General features: G+C 41.6%; 20 protein-coding genes and 1 pseudogene. 11 read left to right on the forward strand and 10 right to left on the reverse strand.

Annotation, left to right across the window (positions count from 1 at the left end):
* Window positions 1-6: 6 nt before the first annotated feature.
* The 5 genes and pseudogenes from WAZ74_RS00655 to pilG all read right to left on the reverse strand — a co-directional run bounded on the left by WAZ74_RS00655 (window position 7) and on the right by pilG (window position 4343).
* Window positions 7-981, reverse strand: a complete 975-nt coding sequence (locus WAZ74_RS00655; protein WP_422304706.1) for a CheR family methyltransferase — start codon at window positions 979-981, stop codon at window positions 7-9.
* 180 nt (window positions 982-1161) lie between these two features.
* A pseudogene (locus WAZ74_RS00660) lies at window positions 1162-2172 on the reverse strand (methyl-accepting chemotaxis protein); the annotation flags it as partial.
* Between the two features lie 539 nt (window positions 2173-2711).
* Window positions 2712-3242, reverse strand: coding sequence for a chemotaxis protein CheW (locus tag WAZ74_RS00665; protein WP_422304708.1), 531 nt, complete (start codon window positions 3240-3242; stop codon window positions 2712-2714).
* A 3-nt stretch (window positions 3243-3245) separates the two neighbouring features.
* Window positions 3246-3608, reverse strand: coding sequence for a response regulator (locus tag WAZ74_RS00670; protein WP_422304710.1), 363 nt, complete (start codon window positions 3606-3608; stop codon window positions 3246-3248).
* Between the two features lie 357 nt (window positions 3609-3965).
* A complete protein-coding gene (gene pilG, locus WAZ74_RS00675; RefSeq protein ID WP_011514416.1) occupies window positions 3966-4343 on the reverse strand; it encodes a twitching motility response regulator PilG in 378 nt (125 codons plus the stop codon).
* Window positions 4344-5169: 826 nt separating this feature from the next.
* Here pilG and WAZ74_RS00680 point away from each other — a divergent pair.
* The 7 genes from WAZ74_RS00680 (at window position 5170) to WAZ74_RS00710 (ending at window position 13896) form a co-directional block, all read left to right on the forward strand.
* Complete coding sequence (locus WAZ74_RS00680; protein ID WP_422304719.1) at window positions 5170-6342, forward strand: efflux RND transporter periplasmic adaptor subunit; 1173 nt, start codon at window positions 5170-5172, stop codon at window positions 6340-6342.
* Between the two features lie 327 nt (window positions 6343-6669).
* Window positions 6670-7392 carry a response regulator transcription factor gene (locus WAZ74_RS00685; RefSeq protein WP_422304721.1) on the forward strand — a complete coding sequence of 241 codons (723 nt, stop codon included), beginning with the start codon at window positions 6670-6672 and terminating at the stop codon, window positions 7390-7392.
* Between the two features lie 157 nt (window positions 7393-7549).
* Window positions 7550-9709, forward strand: a complete 2160-nt coding sequence (locus WAZ74_RS00690; protein WP_422304724.1) for an ATP-binding protein — start codon at window positions 7550-7552, stop codon at window positions 9707-9709.
* Between the two features lie 334 nt (window positions 9710-10043).
* Window positions 10044-10814: a methionine ABC transporter ATP-binding protein gene (locus WAZ74_RS00695; protein ID WP_422304726.1), complete on the forward strand. Its 771-nt coding sequence runs from the start codon at window positions 10044-10046 to the stop codon at window positions 10812-10814.
* Window positions 10815-10833: 19 nt separating this feature from the next.
* A complete protein-coding gene (locus tag WAZ74_RS00700) occupies window positions 10834-11520 on the forward strand; it encodes a methionine ABC transporter permease (protein WP_422304729.1) in 687 nt (228 codons plus the stop codon).
* A gap of 271 nt (window positions 11521-11791) precedes the next feature.
* Window positions 11792-12766 carry a MetQ/NlpA family ABC transporter substrate-binding protein gene (locus tag WAZ74_RS00705; protein ID WP_422304731.1) on the forward strand — a complete coding sequence of 325 codons (975 nt, stop codon included), beginning with the start codon at window positions 11792-11794 and terminating at the stop codon, window positions 12764-12766.
* Window positions 12767-13047: 281 nt separating this feature from the next.
* A complete protein-coding gene (locus WAZ74_RS00710) occupies window positions 13048-13896 on the forward strand; it encodes an aldo/keto reductase (RefSeq protein ID WP_422304733.1) in 849 nt (282 codons plus the stop codon).
* 87 nt (window positions 13897-13983) lie between these two features.
* Here the strand turns inward: WAZ74_RS00710 and ccmE are convergent, their stop codons facing one another.
* From ccmE to ccmA, 5 genes are all read right to left on the reverse strand, one after another.
* Window positions 13984-14484, reverse strand: a complete 501-nt coding sequence (ccmE, locus tag WAZ74_RS00715; protein ID WP_422304735.1) for a cytochrome c maturation protein CcmE — start codon at window positions 14482-14484, stop codon at window positions 13984-13986.
* A 242-nt stretch (window positions 14485-14726) separates the two neighbouring features.
* On the reverse strand, window positions 14727-14951 hold the full coding sequence (ccmD, locus tag WAZ74_RS00720; protein WP_422304737.1) for a heme exporter protein CcmD: 225 nt from the start codon (window positions 14949-14951) through the stop codon (window positions 14727-14729).
* Window positions 14952-14983: 32 nt separating this feature from the next.
* The gene (gene ccmC, locus WAZ74_RS00725; RefSeq protein WP_422304739.1) at window positions 14984-15772 is read right to left on the reverse strand and encodes a heme ABC transporter permease CcmC; all 789 of its coding nucleotides are present in this window, start codon (window positions 15770-15772) and stop codon (window positions 14984-14986) included.
* 223 nt (window positions 15773-15995) lie between these two features.
* A complete protein-coding gene (locus WAZ74_RS00730; protein WP_422304789.1) occupies window positions 15996-16652 on the reverse strand; it encodes a heme exporter protein CcmB in 657 nt (218 codons plus the stop codon).
* Window positions 16653-16805: 153 nt separating this feature from the next.
* Window positions 16806-17435 carry a heme ABC exporter ATP-binding protein CcmA gene (ccmA, locus tag WAZ74_RS00735; RefSeq protein ID WP_422304741.1) on the reverse strand — a complete coding sequence of 210 codons (630 nt, stop codon included), beginning with the start codon at window positions 17433-17435 and terminating at the stop codon, window positions 16806-16808.
* Window positions 17436-17553: 118 nt separating this feature from the next.
* Here ccmA and WAZ74_RS00740 point away from each other — a divergent pair, with 118 nt between their 5' ends.
* The 4 genes from WAZ74_RS00740 to WAZ74_RS00755 all read left to right on the forward strand — a co-directional run bounded on the left by WAZ74_RS00740 (window position 17554) and on the right by WAZ74_RS00755 (window position 21003).
* Window positions 17554-18606, forward strand: coding sequence for a hypothetical protein (locus WAZ74_RS00740; protein WP_422304743.1), 1053 nt, complete (start codon window positions 17554-17556; stop codon window positions 18604-18606).
* Between the two features lie 84 nt (window positions 18607-18690).
* Window positions 18691-19548 carry a hypothetical protein gene (locus tag WAZ74_RS00745; RefSeq protein ID WP_422304745.1) on the forward strand — a complete coding sequence of 286 codons (858 nt, stop codon included), beginning with the start codon at window positions 18691-18693 and terminating at the stop codon, window positions 19546-19548.
* Window positions 19549-19811: 263 nt separating this feature from the next.
* The gene (locus WAZ74_RS00750) at window positions 19812-20729 is read left to right on the forward strand and encodes a histone deacetylase (protein ID WP_422304747.1); all 918 of its coding nucleotides are present in this window, start codon (window positions 19812-19814) and stop codon (window positions 20727-20729) included.
* Window positions 20730-20796: 67 nt separating this feature from the next.
* Window positions 20797-21003, forward strand: coding sequence for a DUF2905 family protein (locus WAZ74_RS00755; RefSeq protein WP_422304749.1), 207 nt, complete (start codon window positions 20797-20799; stop codon window positions 21001-21003).
* The last annotated feature ends 49 nt before the right edge of the window (window positions 21004-21052 follow it).

Below are 21052 nucleotides of genomic sequence, written 5' to 3' on the forward strand. Positions count from 1 at the left end.
GCTAATTTAGGCACTGATTTTCTGCCACGCATTAATCTGTGGGTGCGCAATACGGCGCATATTTGAAGGACGCCAAAATAACGCCTCACCTGGAGCCAATATAATATAACCACCTAATGCGCATTGTTCTGATAGCCGTGCCAAAATATCGCGCTGATCAAACTTGCGAAAATATAACAGCATGTTTTGGCAGACTATCACTTGCTGTAAATAGGGCGTGGGTGGTTTTTTATCCATAATATTGTGTAAAGCAAAGCAAACATGTGATTTTAACAGTGCCGTAATATGCCAGTCTGCACGGCCACTATTTACTTTATTTTTTTCAATAGAAGCAGTATTAAAGCGTGAATTTTTGGTGGTACTGACAGGCTGTAATGGTTGCACAAACTGCTGACATTCCAGCGGGATTAACGATTGCTGTCTTTTGTCATATTGACCTAAGCGTGCCGTTTTAAGTGCCTGCTGACTGACATCAGTGCCCAATATAGCGTAATTACTGAGCTGCTTTGAGGCTAAGCTCATCGCAAGCGACCACGTCTCTTGCCCACTAGCGCAGCCCACACTCCAAATACGAAATATCTCATTAGCACCAGCCTCTATAAGCTGATGTCGCTGATACTGTAATGCATAGTCTGTGACAAACGCTATAGAAGGCAAATGACGAAAGAAGCGGCTTTCATGAATCAATACTTTATCTAGTAATTGCTGGCGCAGCTCATCATTGTGCGGTAACTGATGCCATAACTGTATACTGGTCAGCCCATACGATAATGCTGTCTGACTAACGGCATTTACTAACCATTTGCGCTGAACAGTGGGTAAGATAAATCCAATCTCTTGCTCTATATAGCGTTGCCACCGTTGCGTATCAAAAGCAGCATCATCAATTGACGTTTCACTATCGTCTTGCATGAAAGATTCTAGCGATGCCGTTTCAGCCTTATTAATGATAATGCTACCTTTTCGAGTATGATTATTCATGTAACCTGCTATTAGTTTTGCGGCCTTAGTCATAGATAATGATCAAGGCAACAATTTGGTTAACATCTCAATATAAAAAATCATAAACGCTATCAACAGCCATTAGATACTGTCTGATTCTCTTTCATCAATATCCAAATACTCATTATCAGTATTTTCATTATTCAACTGCTCATCATCATCAGATATTTTAAAGCCCGTCACAGATTCTTGTAGTGCCGCGGCCATTTCACTTAGCTCACCAATAGAACGTGCCGTCGCCATCGTACCAGACGAGGTTTGTGAAGTGATATCTTGAATAATGTTCATGGTATGAGAGATGTGACCAGCTGACTCTGCCTGTTGTAGCGCAGCGTTTGAGATGTTTTGGATAAGGTCAGCCAAGGTATTAGAAACGGTTTGCACCTCTTCCAGTGCCTCACCAGCGTCTTTTGCCAAACGTGCACCGCGTACAACCTCAGAAGTCGTTGATTCCATTGACATAACGGCTTCGCTCGTATCCGCCTGAATGGTTTTTACCAGCGTTTCGATCTGTTTGGTTGCATTTGCTGAACGCTCAGCAAGACGTTGAACTTCATCAGCAACAACCGCGAATCCTCGCCCAGCCTCACCTGCCATTGATGCCTGAATCGCCGCATTCAATGCTAGAACGTTGGTCTGGTCAGCAATATCGTTAATCAGACCAACAATATCACCAATCTCTTGCGAAGACTCACCAAGGCGTTTGATACGTTTTGATGTCTCTTGAATCTGATCACGAATGACGTTCATACCTTCAATAGAACGCTGTACAACTTCTGCCCCATTATAAGAGATGGCGACCGAGCGCTGAGCAACCGTCGCAGATTCTGCAGCATTGTTTGAAACTTGGTCAATTGATACCGTCATCTCATTAATAGCCGCTGACACGCCAGCAATTTCTTGTGCTTGGTGTTCAGATGCTTCAGCAAGCTCAACAGCGTTCATCTGCGTCTGCTCTGAGGACTGCGAAACACGATCAGCAGTACTGTTAATAACCAATACCAATTGACGTAGTTGGTCAATTGCAAAGTTAACGGAGTCAGCAATCGCACCAGTAAAATCTTCTGATACCGTCGCATTGACCGTCAAGTCACCATCTGCTAAATCACCCAGTTCATCAAGCAAGCGTAAAATTGCAATCTGGTTACGCTCATTTTCTTCTTGGATTTGGCGCGCACGTTCAGACTCCGCTTCAGCTTCTTGGCGGCGACGTAACGTTTCTTTTTCGATGAGTAAGCGTTCTGACCCACCGCGCTGTTGTAGTAACTGGTATGAGGCAAATAAGATACCTACTATACCTACTACAAATACAATCACTGGAAATATGACTGATTGATTAAAATCCGTTAAATACTGACTAATCGATGATAATGAATTGACCAGCCAAAACAGACAAGCAATACTCACTAAAGCACAAAGGCCTAGTAACAGCTTCCATTTACTATTAGCATCTGCCGTTGTTTTATTTGTACGAGCTACAGGGTTGTTTATAACATCACTCATCGTGCGTATTCCTTTCAAACAATCGTCAAAGTCTTATCGTGACTGACTCTGAAATCATATTGTTATTGAAACAACAGTGATTCACAAAGCCTGTATGAATGCTGACATACTACCGATCATGTCAACCATTATTCTTCTGCTATCATTTTAATGAACAAACATTTATTAGAAATCATTGTTTATTAAAAATTGTTTATTAAAAATAGCTATATTGCAGCATCGGTATACTGTAGATCTTGTGCCAGCAAGCTTGGCATAAAAACATACCAATCTTGTTCATCTTTGAAAAACTTGCCATGGTTGTAAGGTGCAAATGGCGAATTAGGCTCAATAGCTTCTGGAAAATATTGATCTTTAGTAAACTGCTCGATACCCAAAACCTGGTCTACTAGCAGTCCTGAAAACACATTATCATGTTCGACAACGATGACTTTACGCTGGCTCATTTGCGACAACTTGCTAGGAACTTGCAAAAACCGAGATAGATCGGTTAACGGTAGCAAGCGGCCACGAATATTTGCAATGCCGAGCATCCAAGGCTTTACTAAAGGTACGCTGGTATATTCTGGCATGGTTAATACTTCTGATACTTGACCCATTGGCGCAACTAAGCGTTGACCACCGATCTCAAATACCACCCCTTGCCAGTCAAACTCTTGTCCACCGCGGCGACCACTTTTACGCGCGCGTGCCAAATCTGCTATACGCAGAAGCTCAATAAACCCTTTGGATGCCACAAGCTACCCCATTACTTTACGAATTATCTGGACCAGACCACTTTCATCAATAGGCTTAGTAATATACTCTTTAGCACCTTGACGCTTACCCCAAACTCTATCGGTTTCTTGATTTTTGGTACTAATCATGATGATAGGAATATGAGAGGTTGTCTTACCGCGAGTTATCTTACGAGTCGCTTGAAAACCATTCATCTCAGGCATGACCACATCCATTAAGATGACGTCGGGCAGATGATCAACGGCCATCTGACAACCTTGCTCACCATTTGTCGCTTCTAACACTTGATAGTTATTTTTAGCAAGCATGTCGCGAAATTTCGCCATCTCAGATGGCGAGTCGTCAATGACTAAAACGGTAGTCATAGGTATTTCCTTTATTTTCGATGATATCCACTAGGATATATTGTTGAAACAAACCGGTTAAAAATAATAGTCTACGATTAAATGGCAGTATTATTCTCATAATGGCAAAATTAAGTGGCACACACTCATTAATAGCATTAGTAACTGGTAAGCGCTGCATATCTATTTATATAGTATGATTTTATAAACAGCTATTTAAGTTATCACCATTCATTAAGCTAGCTTCACTAACCACTTTTCACAACCTTTACTGACGGTGCTGCGAAGCTTGTTATTGCATGAAGTGTGCCAACTTTTGCACACGCATCTCAATTTTATATATAAAGCTATACTTGAGATTTACTACTATTTTTAGCATTAGCGATACTGGTTAATCGCCTCAAAAAGCTCATCCTTACTAAACGGTTTGGTCAGATATTCATCAGAACCAACAATACGTCCACGTGCTTTATCAAATAAACCATCTTTAGATGACAACATGATTACTGGCTTGCTGGCATAATCAGGATTGTTTTTTATCAAAGCGCATGTCTGATAACCATCCAAACGTGGCATCATAATGTCCACAAAAATAATATCTGGATTATGATCAACAATCTTAGCCAATGCGTCAAAACCATCAATTGCGGTCACAACTTCACAGCCAGCTTTTTGTAACAAGGTCTCTGCGGTACGGCGAATGGTTTTTGAGTCATCAATAACCATCACTTTTAAACCATCAAAATTATTTTCCATTCTCTTTGTCCTATTAATGACTATTTATTCGTAGTGCTATCCATCGATACAAACGATCAATTTAAAACGGGTTAACTGTCATCTCAACTGATAAGGTGGCTTATTTTTGATTGATATGAACGGCAAACTCTGTCTTGCTGTCTGTAATAATAGATACGTTTTATTTACTGACACCTGCTCATAAAGCATGGCATTACCATGAGTCACTATACCCACTTTATGATGAATTATCTTAGTAAATTGGGCATTATTCTAAATTTTTTTACAACGCTATTATACCTATATGATCAGTGAACAACCGTACCATACAGTCATTAATATTTACGACAAACTTGACGAGTCACTGGCTCAAAAAGTATTTAATTAAACGCTCGTTTTTTAGCTAGCGACTATACCGATAAAAATAGCGATAAAAATAGCGATAAAAATCTTTAGAAGCTCACTATCATCGAAAATCATATCGTATTAAAAGCCAATATTATTAACTCTTCAAATAGGTTAAATCTTAATAAATACAGGTCACTTTTCAGGCATTATATAGAATATACGTCTACCTTACCGGATAATTTTCCTTTGTAATAAAAATGTATCATTATATTTTATTATGTTTGTTTTAGCACAGTTACCACCGCTTTTCCAGTGATTTAACGAATTTATGTTCAAAATAATTTTTTAAATTCAATATGTTAATAAAACCTCGCTATACAGCAGTAAAGTTTATATCAGCATTTTTTGACCTCATATGCGCTTCAGTAAATACGCTGTAATCGTTTCCTCTCTGCTAAATTCACGATATAATAAAAGATCGTTTATGATGGTGATTGGTATGATATTTTCTATACGCTCCATGCGTTCTGTTGTTTTACGTCCTAGGCTGTTTAAAAAGAGCAGCTATGTATTGAGCGCATTACTCATTATCGCCTGTCAGCCATCGCCTCCTACTGCTGAACCTATGACCGCTGAAAACAGTGAGACGGTCGATACGCCGCTTATTATCAGTGCCGATAGTATCACTATGACACCGGATCATATTTTAAGTGTAAAACCCACCCGTTATCAGCCAAGCCTTGGATTACAAGGCTCCATTAAACCTATTAAACGAGTGAATCTTATTTCAGCTAAGCCGCTGATCGTAGAGCAAATATTGGTCAGCAAAAATCAATGGGTGAAAGAAGGCACGCCCCTATTTACAGTTCGACGCCAAGCCACTCAGAGCGAACCAACACCTCCATCTCATGATTCACTCGATGGAGATATCAGCTCGAACGAAACTGCCTCAGATAATGAAAAAGTAGACTCTTCAGCAACTTCCAATCGAGCAAGCACAGTCAGCAAAAAAGCTGATAATATTCAAGACTCTACGGCTTCAAAGCAACCCTATAACTTGGTCACGGTACGAGCGAGTTTTTCGGGTCGCGTAGAAAATCTGTCTGTCCAAGCTGGACAACCGTTAAGTGCTGATACATTTTTACTAAAACTTAGCGATGAGTCTGAATTGCACTTTATTGCGACTTTACCTATTGAAGCCAAATCGCAAATTTCTGTTGGACAAACGGTCAATTTTACCGCCGAAGGAATGATAGATAAATTTACCGGTCAAGTTAGTAAGTTGACGGCAACGGGACAACCAAAACAGCTACTGGTCTATGTCAATGTGGTTAATAACGAGGTAAGTCGTCATCAATTATTGCCAGGCATGAAAGTGACAGGTCGTGTTGATTATGGGCAAATAGAAGTTGGTACCATCGTCCCCAAACGTGCCTTGCACAATGTCGATCTAACAGAGTTACATGCCCCGCCTTATAAACCGCTTCGTTCTTTAAGCGCTAATATATGGATTATTGGACAAGATCAGCGTTTGACAAGCCAGCCTATTGAAGTAATCGAATACGATCCACTTACCAAACAATATTTAATCGCTGGAATTACCAATGACAGCTTAATTTGTCTAGCGAACTTACCCATTGAATCTGAAGGTAAAAAAGTGGTGGTTTCATAAGTATTAAGGCGAGTAGTTACATTGTGTAGGAACATTAACAAAGCATGTCTTGTTTAATAACATCCTGTTTAGGCAATATAGCGTATGCTAAGCAGAATTTTTTAAACCATTGCTTATGTTCTAATGCTTATATTATAAATCATCCTTACTTTGATGATTCAGAACGATTAGAGAAACGGTAATTGACATGCTTATATTGAAGGCACTTATACTAAGAATACTTTCAATATAAAGATTTAGAGTCATTGAAAATTAAGGGCAGGTGAGACTTTTTTGAATTCGAAAAGTACATTTATACAAACTATAACAACAACTAGAGGAAACACTATGAGTAAGCAGATTTTGTTAATTGAAGATGATCCAGACTTAGCAGAGTTAATTAGCGATTATCTGACCATGAATTATTATGATGTGCATCATGCAGGACTTGGTCAAGAAGGTCTTGATTTATTAGACACCAAAGAACGTGATATTGACTTGATTATACTCGACCTTATGCTCCCTGATATGGACGGTATGCAAGTTTGCCAAAAAATACGTGGCAACAAGAATAACATGACCAATAAAGTTCCTATTATTATGCTCACGGCTAAAGGCGACACGACAGATCGCGTACTGGGGTTAGAAATGGGTGCTGATGACTACATATCGAAGCCATTTGAGCCACGTGAACTATTGGCACGTATTCGTTCGGTTATTCGCCGACATGAGCAGCCTAATCAAGCAGACAGTCAATCAGACAGTCTAACGTTTGGTCGTTTAAGCGTCTTCCCTGACAGTCATGAAGTGACCATTGACGATCTGCCAGTACGCTTAACAACGCATCAGTTCCAGTTGCTACACTATTTTGCGACCCATTCTGGCAAAGTGTTAAACCGTGAACAGCTTTGGCAGGCCATGCCAAACGACGACAGCTCAGACAATATCGATCGCGCGATTGATGTGCATATCTCACGTCTGCGTGCTTTAATTGAAGACAATCCACGTCAACCAAAACGTATTATTACGGTACGTGGCGTCGGATATCAATTCGCTACCGATCAGGTTTAATTAGTAGTAAGTAAATCATTAGTAAATAAAGCAGTTAAACTGGTTTAAAAGCGTTCGTTAAAAGGGGTATCATAAGTATGATACCCCTTTTATGCTTGCTAATATAAAACGATATAAGCATAAAGTGATATAAACGTCTGATAATAGAGATGATTTAATGCAGCAATTGGGTTTCCGTTCCGTATTTGCTAAGCTATTTGCCAGTGTTATGCTGGCACTTATCTTATTTGCCGTTGCAATGGTGCTATTGACGCAGCTGGTACATGACAAAGATGCTGGCATTCGCTCAGAGGTATTGGCGACGCAAATTTTAGGACAAATCGACCCGTTTTTGCATGAGTTAAATATCGCTGTTAGCAAGGACAATCGTTTACAGTCACGCTTTATGCTGGCGGTAGTCAAAAAAAGCTTTGATATCTTTGATGAATCGTTGCAGGCAAAAATGGGCCTATATGACAGCGAAGGTCGTTTGCTGATGCAAACTGACAATAGCGACTTACCCTTAGAGCTACCTGCGCCTCCCTCTCTATTATCACGCGTTTTCCCTTCTTTTGCAGAGACTTCACCGACCAAGCAAGCACAGGTTTATAGCAGCACGGGCTATACGCTATTGTATGAATCACGCTTGCCACCCAAAAAACCGGTGCTGTCTGCGGCGCTGAATTTATTTACTGGTACGCTGCTGCTACTGCTAATTATGGCCGGCGTTCTTTGGTGGATTGCTCGTACCATTACTTGGCGCATCAATCAGCTGAGTCAGCAGATGGCTCAACTCGGTGACGGCGACTTTACGGTACGGGTCAATGCCCGTGGCAATGATGAAATTGCCTCACTCGCCCGCGGCTTTAACCAAGCGGCACAAAAAATCGAGCATCTTATCGATGCCAATAATTTATTACTAGCGCACGCCTCTCATGAGCTGCGCACTCCCATCACTCGCATTCGTTTGCAGATCGAGATGATGGATATGCTAGCTGGCGCTCTACCAACCGATACCAAAGAAAAATTTGATAAGCGTGCCCAAGCAATTAATCGCGACCTGTCAGGTCTCAACGATTTGGTCGAGAGTATTTTACTGGTAAGCCGTTTAGACGCAGGTCATGCCTTACAACAAGTTGAACATTTAGACTTGTATGACTTGGTGAATCAAGAGCGACAACACTATCCTGAAGCGACCTTGATTGGTGAGCATATTGCAATTGATGGTCAAGGATCAATGCTCACGCATTTAATTCGTAACCTACTAACTAATGCCATGCTACACGGCGAACCTCCAGTAACGGTATTGCTTTATGGTGTACAAACGATTGATGAAGCCAACGACATCCCTGATTTCTTATTACAAACGGTGCTATGCAGTAGCTTTGTTGACTATAACAGCTCAGACTTTGACTCCTATGATGAAGTATATTCTGATGGCGATCAGCTTGAGAGTCATTCACTTAATGAACATACCCTACCAGATCTCGATGACTCTGTTGGTGCTGCCAACCATAAGCCTAAAGTAGAAAATGGTGAGCATCTAGCAACATTACCCGCCCCAGATATCTATAAGAATGGTGAAAACGTGGTGATTGACGCAGATGTTAGCAGCGATGCCGATAGTGAAACTGCTATTAACAACAATATAAATACAGATGGCGATAGCATAAATACCGATATCACCACCAAATCAGACCAAATAGAACCTACTATTACGAACGATGAATCTGAAACGACCATCGAAACATCATTGAAGGCTAACTATCATAGTTTTACAACAGAATTAACGGATAAAATTAAAAAAGTCGTCTGGCGTGCTGTTCCTAATAACAAGCAACCATCTGGGATCGATAGCGATAAAACTGTTAAAAATACTCTCGAAAGCAAATCTATAGACATTACTACTAAAAATGAAACTACAGAAAATAAAAACAACGTTAATAAAACTGACGTTATAACCATAAAAGAAGATGCTAAAGTTAGTATCAAAGAGAATGGTGAAACGCTAACGCCAACCCGTAAAGAAAGTCTATTTAGCAAACATCTGAAAAAGACTAAAGCTGAACCAACGCGTCCGCTCCCAAAATATGCGGTCTTGGCCGTGATTGATGAAGGTGACGGTATCCCTGAAAATAAACGTGAAGAAGTGTTTAGTCCTTTTGTACGCTTACAGCAAAAAAACAAAGGCTCAGGGCTTGGCTTGTCGTTGGTGTCACAAATCGTGACCGCCCATCAAGGACGAATCACTACGGATACCATTAATGGTCATACGCGATTTTTAGTGGTATTACCTGTCAAACTTGATCCTCATTACAATCATTATGACAACTTGTGAATAATACTGGCCATTCATAGCGAAGGAATAGCGAATAACCTTTTATACGCTATTTTTAAATGGTTTCCCTTCAAACCGTATTCTAGTGTTAACAATTTGGGCTTTATCTTAAGCCTTATACATTTTCATTCTGCACGTCTTCATATCGACTAAACTCAGCTGTCAATCAATCATGGATGCCCGTATCCAAAACATTGCATAATATGCTATATTAGCGCCCCTTATTATGGGGTTATTGAATGTTGTTTTTAACTCAGCTGTTTGATGTTTAGCCTGCTATAGAAACGATACCTCTTCATGACTGTTAAAATATTTATTAAATTTTGAGCCCTCCATGAGTGACATGATTGTCTTAAACGATGTGACCAAAAGTTTTTTGAGTGACCGGTCTATAAAAGATAAAGACGGCAAGCCACATTGGTTTACTGCTGTCGAGCCGACGTCATTAACGGTTCAGCAAGGCGAAATCTTTGGCTTGATGGGCTATTCTGGGGCTGGTAAATCCACCCTTTTACGTCTCATCAATTTACTTGAACGTCCAGATTCAGGTCAAGTAATTATCGATGGTACTGACCTGACTACCTTGTCTGCTAGTGATTTGCGTATCGCTCGGCACAATATCGGTATGATTTTCCAGCAATTCAACCTGATGTCCAACCGCACTGTCTTTGACAATGTTGCCTTTAATTTGACGGTTGCCGGCTATCCTAGCGCTGACCTTCATAAGCGCGTCATGGATTGTCTAGAAATCGTTGATCTAACTGACCGTGCTGGTCACTATCCTGCGCAATTATCAGGAGGACAAAAGCAGCGTGTTGGTATCGCCCGCGCTATTGCCCCTAGTCCTAAAGTCCTATTGGCTGACGAGCCTACCAGTGCGCTTGATCCTGCGACCACACGCAGTTTATTGACTTGTTTACGTGATATTAATGAGCAGCTTGGCGTAACCATTGTTATCGTCACTCATGAAATGAGCGTTATTCGTAGATTATGTGACCGCGCGGCATTGTTACATCAAGGACAATTACTCGAAGTCGCAGATATTCGCGACGGTCTCATTCAGGCCACCACCCCAATTGGCAAAGGCTTAGTCTTTGAGGACTAATGAGGCAGGAGAAATAAACATGTTAACTGGTGCTGAATTATCCGCCTCAATAGACAAACTTTTAGTACTGCGCAAAGAGATTTGGCAAGCGTTTGTAGATACTTTTATTATGCTTGGTATCTCAACCACCGTAGCCATCCTTATCGGTGGTCTATTTGGGGTATTCTTATTTTTATCCAGCGATCGGCAGTTTTTACAGAATAAAACGCTATATGGCGTGCTTGGCGGCATCACTAACTTTATGCGCGCCTTTCCATTCGTGATTTTGATGATTGCCATGAGCCCCTTTACCAAAGCCATTGTAGGTACAGGGATTGGACCTATCGCCGCCTCATTAGTCCTAGCGATTGCAGGGTCGTTTTACTTTGCGCGTTTGGTTGAGCAAAACTTACGTGAAGTACCGCGCGGTATCATTGAAGCGACCGAATCAATGGGAGCAAAACCTTTTACTATCATTAAAGTATTGCTCAATGAAGCGCGTTCTGGCTTGGTATTGTCAGTAACCATTCTTTGTATTAGCTTACTCTCTTTTTCGGCAGCAGCTGGCATGATTGGTGGTGGCGGTCTGGGTGATCTGGCGATTCGTTATGGTTATTATCGCTATCAAACTGAGGTCATGGTATTTATCGTCATTATGCTATCGATTATGGTTATCGGCATTCAGGCTTCTGGCAACTGGATAGCAACTCGCTTGGATAAGCGTTAACACTGACGCATGATATTAGGCATTGATATTGATATTAAAAGTTAGATAACACTCGTTATGAATAATGTTCAGGGTTTAATGCCGATTCATCCTGAGCAAATGCTTGACTTTGTAACTGATTCCCTTTAGTTTTGATACCATCTTAACAACCGTTAACTTAGCAGCATTAGTACTCATAATGTTGCTTTTTTGATGCTGCATTTTAATCCCGTTCTTAATCTCAGTGTTTTATTCTTTTATTCTCATCCCTATCCCTTATTAAGGAAGTTCCATGAAATTAACAGATATCAGCCGTCAAGTAGCGACTGCATTTGCAGCTGTTGGTGTATCAGGCCTAGTGTTGGTCGGTTGCAACAATTCATCAGCACCAGAAGCGACCAAAGAACCAGTCACTGAAGGTGCCACTGAAACGACTGGCACAGAAACGACAGCGACCAGTGATATTGATCCTGAGCACAGTAAAATTATTATCGGTACGACCGAAGGTGACTTTGCAGATATGGTTCGTAACCAAGTAAAAGGTTCATTAGAAGCTCAAGGCTATGAAGTTGAGCTAGTGACTTTTACCGATTATGTCCGTCCAAACATTGCTTTGGCTGATGGCGATTTAGATATCAATATCTTCCAACATAAGCCTTATCTAGATACTTTCAAAAAAGAAAACAATCTTGATTTAGTAGAAGTCTTTCAAGTACCGACTGCCCCACTTGGCATTTACTCAGGTAAAAAGACCAAAATTGAAGAAGTCTATAAGGGCATGAGTGTCTCTGCACCGAATGATCCAAGTAACTTTGCTCGTGCTTTAGTGATGATGAATGAGCTTGGCTGGATTACGCTAAAAGACAATATCGATCCGCTTACTGCTTCAAAATCTGACATTGCTGATAACAGCAAATACGACATTAAAATCGTTGAGCTAGAAGCAGCGCAGTTGCCTCGTGCGCGTGATGAAGTAGACTTTGCTATCATTAATGGCAACTACGCGACCGACGCTGGTATCAAGCTGACAGAAGCGCTATTCCAAGAGCCAAGCTTTGCTTATGTCAACTGGTCAGCCATTAAAACTGCGGATAAAGACAAAAAGTGGGTTAAAGACGTTACTGAGGCCTATAACTCAGATACCTTTAAAAAGTACGCGCATGATAGCTTTCCTGGCTATAAATATCCAAAAATTTGGGGTGCTGACACTAGCGCAAAAACTTCTACCGCTGCAAGCACTACACCTGTAGAAGCACCTGCTAAATAAGTAACTAAACTAAAAAATGCCATGAACCTATGGCCATCTTAAGAGTTGGAAACGCCCATTACTAAATAGTAATGGGCGTTTTTTATGCCGTCAACATTGTGATTATTATTCTGTTGAGCGACGCTATAATCGTTAAACAGTTACTAAAAATGACGTTACAGCCTGTTTGTCGTTTGTAGGAAAGCGTCACCTGCTCTTTTATTTGTGACTTATTTTTTCTATAGTAGATCTGCAGACAATAGCTAAGCTGAAAAGACATTAAAATAAACAAGGATAATAATATGCGTGCTAAAACTTATAATATTCGTACAGCTGGACAAGCAAATATTCCGGTACTCGGGCTTGGTACTTGGCAATCAACGGGACAAGACTGTATCGATGTCGTCAGTCAGGGACTAAAAATGGGCTACGAACATATCGATACCGCCCAAGCTTATGGCAATGAAAAAGAAGTGGGTCAAGGTATCAAGCAATCAGGTATCGCTCGCGATAAGTTCTTTTTGACCACAAAAATATTTCCGGATGACATGAAGTTCGAGCCGAAAAAACTCATCGCCGCTGCTAAGCGCTCTTTGGATAACTTAGACACTGATTATGTTGATTTGCTGCTGTTACACTGGCCTGATGACCGTGTACCATTATCCGAAACCATTCCTGCACTATGTGAGCTACAAAAGCAGGGTCTGACGCGTCATATCGGTGTTTCAAACTTTAATATCGCCAATATCATTGAAGCCGAGAAATATGCTGATGTGCCGATTGTGGTCAACCAAGTTGAGTTTCATCCTTTTATTAAACAACAGACTTTGCAGACTTTTTTAAACAACCATCATATTTTATTAGAAGCTTACTCGCCACTTGCGCGCGGTGATGTATTTGATAATGACATTATTAAAGAAATCGCTGAACGCCATGGTATTACGCCAGCACAGGTATCACTGGCTTGGATTTTGTCAGATAAGCATCGTATCGCTATTCCAAAAACGGCCAACCCTGAGCACTTGCAAGGTAATCTAGACGCTATCAATATACAACTGAGTGCAGATGAGATTGAAAAAATAAGCAGCTTAGCTCGTGCTGATGGCCGAAAAATTAAGCATCCAGACTATTCACCTGAATGGGATGATTAAATCGACACTGATTATTAGAAAAATGGCATAAAAAAAGCCAGCGATTAGATATCGCTGGCTTTTTTATATTTTAAATACTAACTATTGTTACTGCTGCAGAGTCTTAGTCTCATGAAGCTTCTCAGCAGGATTATATTGCTCAGAAGACGGTACGGCACCACTACGATTGTTTTCTTTCATCGATTTAGCAACTTCTGGCGGCATATAATTTTCATCATGCTTTGCCAACACTTCGCCCGCGACAAAGGTTTCACCTTGCATTTTACCGGTCGCCACCACACCTGAATTCTCAGCGAATAAGTCTGGCAAGATACCTTGGTAAGTCACCGGCACTGTCGATTCAAAGTCTGTAATAGCGAATTCAATACTTAAAGGGTCATCTGGCGCACGCTGAACGCTACCTGCGACTACCATACCACCGGCGCGAATACGCTTATCTTGTGGCGCTTCCCCTTTGGCAATGGCGGTAGCGTCAAAGTAGTAATCGGTCTGTTGCCCAATGGCATAAATAACCAACATCACGGCTATCGCAGCCCCTGCAAGCGTAAACATAACCCACATCAGTTTTTTGCGACGAACTGCGTTCATACCACTACCTCATTGATGAATCAGTATTTTATAAACTATCAATCTATAAAATAGAAAATATTAAAGAAACTACCATTAGAAAAACGTTCTACCAATGTCTTTCTAATCGTACTCTTCTAATACCTATATAGTAGCATTTTTTGCACAATTCAATAAGCCCCATAACAAATTATGAGGTCATATATTTATCAGTAGGAAGTAATAGCTTTATAAGCTAAAGAGTTGATATTAGAATGGTTTTTCTAATTGGAAGGTTTATTGCCATGCGTCGGTGCTTTAGTAGTGCGCTGTGCTTGGCGTGCCTGCTGAATCGTCAACTGCTTGATAAGCGCTTGTCTTTGACGACGGCTATATAGGATGAAAACCAGCATCATGCCAACCGTAATCGCCCAGCATGACCAGACAAAAACACCATGCTCACCCATGGCAATAAACTCAGAGACGCTATAAAAGTAAGGCTGCTTCATATTTTCCTAGCCATTATTTGGTTTTTCTACGTTTATTTAGCTTGCCCACGAATGTATTCTTTCACCCACGCTTTGCCTTGATCGCGGTGCAAAATCAGGGTATTGGTACGATAAATCGCCAATGTAGCAACCAGTAAGTAGGTACCAATAATCATCAGTAACAACGGCATCCACATATCTGCTGACATTTTTGGTGCGGCGGTTAAAGTAAAAGTCGAGCCTTGATGCAAAGTATTCCACCACTGCACTGAATATTTGATAATAGGAAGGTTTACGGCACCGACGATAGATAAAATGGCCGCCGCTTTACCACGATTGGCAGTATGTTCGAATGCAGCAAATAATGCCATGACGCCGGCATATAAAAACGCCAAAATCAGCATAGACGTCAAACGCGCATCCCAAACCCAATACGTACCCCACGTTGGTTTTGCCCAAATAGAGCCAGTCAATAAGCTAATCACGGAGAGCAAAAATCCCAGAGGAGCAATTGCTTGCGCCACCAGACTGGCGGTCTTAATCTTCCAGACCAAATAAATTACCCCTAGTACTGCTAAGGCAAAATAAATAGATATAGCAATGCTAGCCGCAGGAACGTGGATAAAGATAATGCGATAGCTATTACCTTGCAAGTAATCGGGCGGCGCAAAAGCCAAACCCCAAACACTACCTATTAACAGACAAAGACTGGCTAATATCGCTAGCCACTTGACCCAAGGCGAGAAGATACGAAAAAACTCCTTGGTACCCACAGTGGTCAAGAAAACTTGCCAAATGCGTTGCCACAGGCTAGGAGATGAGACATTATTCAGGTTGGGCATGGACATAAACCTATTGCGCAGCTTATTGGTTATGGCGATATAACGTCTCAGTGACGCCACTATTCGCGAACCTGCTGGCGTTAAACGCTGGATAGAATCTACCGGTGACTGTTTGTTCAATGGACTATTATAGCAAAGTTGCCAGTTTTCACCATGATGTTAATGCAAAGCGCTTTAATAAGGGTATTAATCAAGGTATCAATAGCGTGCCAGTGTGTATTTTTTAATTCAACCACGCCATTTTTAAAGTCATAGCAATGACCCATGGCATGACCAAAACCGAGATGATACTACCTGCCAGTAACAACGCTAAAATAGGCAAGCCGTTCAGACCGCTGGCAAATAAATCGACCGAACCTGTCGCAAAAATCAATACTGGCAACTGCATTGGTAAGGCAATTAAAGGCACCAATACTGCGCCATTCTTAAGTGATAGCGTCAAACTACTGGCGACTGCTGATAGCATTAATAGCATCGGACTACCAGTGACAATAGAAGCCATCAATATCCACGCCTCAAACCAACTAAGCTGAAATAAAGGCACAGCCAGTAAACTGAGCACCGCTACAATACCACTGCTAAATACCCAGTGAATCACTAAACGAATCAGTACCCATAGCGGCAGCGAAACGTTAGCAACGACCAATTGCGCAAGCGTGCCGTTATCTAGTGCCGGCTTAAAAAGACCGTCAACACCCATGACTAGTGATAATAAAGCCGCAATCCACACTGCTGATACACCAAGCCGTTGCAACAGCGCTGGCTCACTACCAACCGCTAGCGGAAATAAGGTAATAATCACCAAAAACAGCACCAAAGGATACAACCACTGCACTGCTCCTTGCTGCTTCACTTGCCATTCGCGACGCCAAAGCTGCATAAAACTAATGCCGCGCACAGATATTGCGTTAGCATTTATTGCGTTAGCATTAGAGCTTTTATTCACCGCTTGTACTGGATTGTCTGTCTCTGTCATTTATTAACTCTTCCACTGATGCTTTTCGCATTTATACTGACAATGATACTGATAGCGTTATACCATGTAATCTGACAAATCGAGCACTTGATTGGCAACACCGACTGCTTGATGACTGGTCATTAATATCGATCCGCCAGTATCGGCAAAATCGCGCAATCTATCTTCCATTCGTGCGACCATATCGACATCAAGCGCAGTAAATGGCTCATCAAGTAACCATAATGGCGTCACTGCAGGCGTCAATAAATATAATCGTGCAAGGGTAATACGTCGAGTTTGTCCAGCGGATAAATGGCTCGAGCTTATGGTCTCAAACCCTTGCAGTCCTACCCAAGCTAGGGCGTCATCGATATCAGCAGCGCTTGGTGTGATACCATATAAATTCAGTAAAAAGGTCAGATTTTGTGCAACGGTGAGATTAGGATGAATACCCAACTGGTGCGACACATACAAAGGCTGAACGGGTAAGCTTACTGCTCCTTGGTAATAAACCTCGCCCGTCAGCACCGGTAATAATCCAGCCAGCTGCATAAGTAACGTCGTTTTACCCGTACCATTTGCTCCTACTAAATGGCAAATGCTGCCAGCCGCTAGATTGAGCGCAACCCCTTCACATAGAGGGATTTCGCCGCGCTGAACCGTCAGCTCATCAAGCGCAAGTAAGACTGTATTCAAAGCCGTCATCCAAACCTCTCATTATTTGTTAATCAGCAGTCAATATTCATCACAAACAAAGACGATGTTCGTGGCATAATACTTTATGCTTACTACAACTCCACAGTATAACAAATTGTCGATTACTATGACCTCAAAACCTATGCAGACTTCAAAAGATATCCAAAACCTAGCCATGCCAACGTTAACATTAGACAGCTTAATCGATGCGCAAGTTGCTTTTATGCAGCAATGGCTGCGTAAGCAAGCTGAACCGCTAAGCATGGAAGCTTGGCAGTGGTTAGGCGCGCAGCCACTCAGTCAATATGTTAAAGCAGCTGATCTACAGCGCTTAATTAATGACTGGCTACTTAGTCACCCGACAAGCGCTGTGATGCGCGCCGATATCCGCGATATCTTGCATACTGTGATTTACCATCCGGCCAATGACAACGTGCCTTTATCGGAGTTGATTGATGACACTCAGGTTGAGATTCTTGCTGGCTATGTGGGTAGCCACGAGCAGCAGCGTAATCTATTGATTCAGACGCTGGTCGGTAACGATACATTTGCAGATTTACTGACACAAACGCTCTATCACGCTATCAACGACTTTATGGAAAATACGCTAGACAAAGCAGGCGGTGTCGGTAAGCTCATGAAGCTTGGGCGCAGCTCTTTTGAAAAGGCGACCAACAAAAATCTCGATGAGAAACTGCAAACTTACCTGCATCGCAATATTAAAGATTTGGCACATCGAGCAGAAGCCAACGCCCAACAGCATTTATCAAACGAAGAAGTTACGCGATTGGTCGTCACGGGCTGGGCACGGATTAAAGAGCAGCCGATTAGCGAAATACAAACCTATTTGCGTAATGAGCCTGACGATAGCAGTATCAATCATATTGAAGCCAGCATTCAACAAAGCTATAACCGTCTGCGTGTGTCACCTTACTTGCATAGCTTAGTGGCGGCGAGCGTCGATACTTGGTACAGCAACCATCAGTCCGATAGCATTGCTACCGTGGCGGCAGGCTTACATATAAACGAGCAGGCAATGACGCAATTGAGTACCACCCTACTTCCCATCGTAACTGACGCTATTGAAAGCCCATGGGTGACAGCACATATCCGGGAGATGCTACAGGCATTTTATGAACAGCCTACTATCAAAGACAGTTTAGTGTTTAGCGGCGATTAATTTACTATTTTAGCGAATTGCTTATCTGTCTTTACTATTAAACCTTATTATTTTATTAATCACTTATTAGCCAGCACAGTATCTATGAGTCAACGTACTAAGCGCAACTTATGGCAAAAAATTAAACAGCTGCTAGTAGCATCGACTGTGCAGTCCGCTATTGATGAGGCAAAAACGCCTGAGAATATGCCAGCAGCTAAGGTTGATAATGAGATTAATACGTCGCAAGTGCAAATTGATAGCGTAAAGACTAGTAATGCGAGTACCAAAAACGCCGATAATAACTCTGATAGCGATGCTTATATTAGTGTTGATACGGATATTGACGCTGACAGTGGCAGTGGCAGTGGCAGTGGCAGTGGCAGTGGCAGTGATATCAATCTTGAAAACACCTCGAAACAATATAATGATGACGGCACGCCAATTGTCGATTACCTTAAACAGTATTTTAATGACAAAGATTGGCACTATAGCCATTATCGACCCGCAACCAACGATAAACAGCAATCGCACCATTTATTTTTAAGAATGCAAAATAAGCAGCTCGATTGTGGTTACTTGTTTCGTGTACAAGAGAAAAACAACCTGCTGGCAGTCTATGGTATTTTGCCGTTTTTAATACCAGAGAGCCATCAAAGTGCCGCCATACTTCTCATTACCCAAATCAACTATGATATGTTGATCGGTAACCTAGAGATAGATATCAACGATGGCGAGATACGCTACAAAAATGCCATCGATATCGAAGCAATCGGTATTGATGACAACATCATTGAGCATTTATTGCAAAGCGTCATCGCGATGACAACGGTTACCCATGAGATATTTAGTGATTTGGTCAACAACCAAAATCCTGCTGAAGAGTTGCAAACCTTACTGATGCAGCTAAGCCAACAGTCAGACTCACGAACGTTTTTTTTGCCTACTCAATTTGTGCAATAAAGTATAGTCAATTCTAGATAAAAAAATACAAATATTATAACGTGCTACTGGTATCAATTTTTCTTGCTTGCTGTGCCTACGCAGACAGAGGCTGCGAATAATTAATCCCAGTAGCACTGTATTGTTTTAAAAGTTGAGCTCCTATAGCACTACATTTAGCAACCACATTGTGCTCAATACGTTATTTTAAAAGCCATGCTTTCAAAGCTGCTATTTTAAAAAGCCTCTTTCAAAAACCAAACCTTTAGAAAATAATCAATATTATGCTAAAAATTGCCTACTCTGACATTTTTCGTTATTCGGTACCCGAAAAGCATCGCTTTCCGATGCAAAAATATACCATGATTCCTGAGCGCCTATTGGCAGAAGGAACTGTCCGCGCCGATAATTTTTTTGCGCCTGCACGCTTGAGTGAAGCTGAGATTTTAATCACTCATACACAGGATTATTGGCACAAGCTTAAAACCCAAACCTTGCCACGAAAAGAAGCAAGAGCCATCGGTTTTGAGATGACCCCTGAGCTGGTAGAGCGTGGTCGCTACATCGCTCACGCAACTTATGAATGTGCGCTTTATGCGCAGCAATATGGCGTGGCAATGAACGTCGCGGGTGGTACTCATCATGCCTTTGCCGATCACGGTGAGGGTTTTTGCGTCTTTAATGATGTTTGTATCGCCAGCAACTTATTATTAAGTCGCGGACTCGCACAAAGAATTTTGGTGGTCGATTTGGATGTCCATCAAGGCAATGGTAACGCCAGCATCATGGCAGACGAATCACGCGTTTTTATCTTTAGTATGCATGGCGCAAAGAATTATCCATTTCGCAAGCAAGTATCAGACTTAGATATTGAGCTGGACAATGATACGGGCGATGCAGAGTATTTACAGCTTTTGGCAGATACATTGCCACGATTAATTACTGATTTTGCACCCGATATGATTTTTTATCAGTCTGCTGTCGATGTCCTTGCAACGGATAAGCTGGGAAAACTGGGACTAACGATAGAAGGATGCAAGGCTCGTGATGCATACGTCTTACGTCAAGCCCAAGCAGCGAATATTCCAGTCGCCATTGTCATGGGCGGCGGCTATTCAGAGGATATCGAAGATGTCGTTGAAGCGCACTGTAATACTTTTCGGCTGGCGCAGCAGATATTCTTTGATAAGACAACTGACTAATGATTAGTGGATTAATAATTAGCGAATTAATAGGCGATGCGAAATAACGTCACGAGGCAGTTTTTATATGGCAAAAATATTGATTAGTATCGGGGTTATTTTCATTGTTATAGGCATTATCTGGCTGATATTTCCGAGCGCGTTTTCATGGATAGGTAATATGCCAGGAGATATTAAACACAAATCAGGCAATACTAGCGTTTATTTCCCAATCGTAACCATGATAATCATCAGTATAATCGCCACCATAGTGTTAAATTTATTTAATCGCTAAATAATCAGTCCAAATGGTGGGTTACGCTGCATCGACCATGTGTTGCGCC

Origin of the sequence: Psychrobacter sp., assembly GCF_049295055.1 — a bacterium.
Classification (GTDB): Bacteria; Pseudomonadota; Gammaproteobacteria; order Pseudomonadales; family Moraxellaceae; genus Psychrobacter.

Bases quoted from the DNA above. Each gene is read 5' to 3' on its own strand.
- WAZ74_RS00745 (WP_422304745.1), top strand. From the start codon at position 18,691: ATGAGTCAACGTACTAAGCGCAACTTATGGCAAAAAATTAAACAGCTG.
- ccmD (WP_422304737.1), bottom strand. From the start codon at position 14,951: ATGAAGCAGCCTTACTTTTATAGCGTCTCTGAGTTTATTGCCATGGGT.
- WAZ74_RS00705 (WP_422304731.1), top strand. From the start codon at position 11,792: ATGAAATTAACAGATATCAGCCGTCAAGTAGCGACTGCATTTGCAGCT.
- WAZ74_RS00655 (WP_422304706.1), bottom strand. From the start codon at position 981: ATGAATAATCATACTCGAAAAGGTAGCATTATCATTAATAAGGCTGAA.
- WAZ74_RS00730 (WP_422304789.1), bottom strand. From the start codon at position 16,652: ATGCAGCTTTGGCGTCGCGAATGGCAAGTGAAGCAGCAAGGAGCAGTG.
- ccmA (WP_422304741.1), bottom strand. From the start codon at position 17,435: ATGACGGCTTTGAATACAGTCTTACTTGCGCTTGATGAGCTGACGGTT.
- WAZ74_RS00755 (WP_422304749.1), top strand. From the start codon at position 20,797: ATGGCAAAAATATTGATTAGTATCGGGGTTATTTTCATTGTTATAGGC.
- WAZ74_RS00700 (WP_422304729.1), top strand. From the start codon at position 10,834: ATGTTAACTGGTGCTGAATTATCCGCCTCAATAGACAAACTTTTAGTA.
- ccmE (WP_422304735.1), bottom strand. From the start codon at position 14,484: ATGAACGCAGTTCGTCGCAAAAAACTGATGTGGGTTATGTTTACGCTT.
- pilG (WP_011514416.1), bottom strand. From the start codon at position 4,343: ATGGAAAATAATTTTGATGGTTTAAAAGTGATGGTTATTGATGACTCA.
- WAZ74_RS00740 (WP_422304743.1), top strand. From the start codon at position 17,554: ATGACCTCAAAACCTATGCAGACTTCAAAAGATATCCAAAACCTAGCC.
- ccmC (WP_422304739.1), bottom strand. From the start codon at position 15,772: ATGCCCAACCTGAATAATGTCTCATCTCCTAGCCTGTGGCAACGCATT.
- WAZ74_RS00690 (WP_422304724.1), top strand. From the start codon at position 7,550: ATGCAGCAATTGGGTTTCCGTTCCGTATTTGCTAAGCTATTTGCCAGT.
- WAZ74_RS00670 (WP_422304710.1), bottom strand. From the start codon at position 3,608: ATGACTACCGTTTTAGTCATTGACGACTCGCCATCTGAGATGGCGAAA.
- WAZ74_RS00680 (WP_422304719.1), top strand. From the start codon at position 5,170: ATGATATTTTCTATACGCTCCATGCGTTCTGTTGTTTTACGTCCTAGG.
- WAZ74_RS00685 (WP_422304721.1), top strand. From the start codon at position 6,670: ATGAGTAAGCAGATTTTGTTAATTGAAGATGATCCAGACTTAGCAGAG.
- WAZ74_RS00695 (WP_422304726.1), top strand. From the start codon at position 10,044: ATGAGTGACATGATTGTCTTAAACGATGTGACCAAAAGTTTTTTGAGT.
- WAZ74_RS00750 (WP_422304747.1), top strand. From the start codon at position 19,812: ATGCTAAAAATTGCCTACTCTGACATTTTTCGTTATTCGGTACCCGAA.
- WAZ74_RS00710 (WP_422304733.1), top strand. From the start codon at position 13,048: ATGCGTGCTAAAACTTATAATATTCGTACAGCTGGACAAGCAAATATT.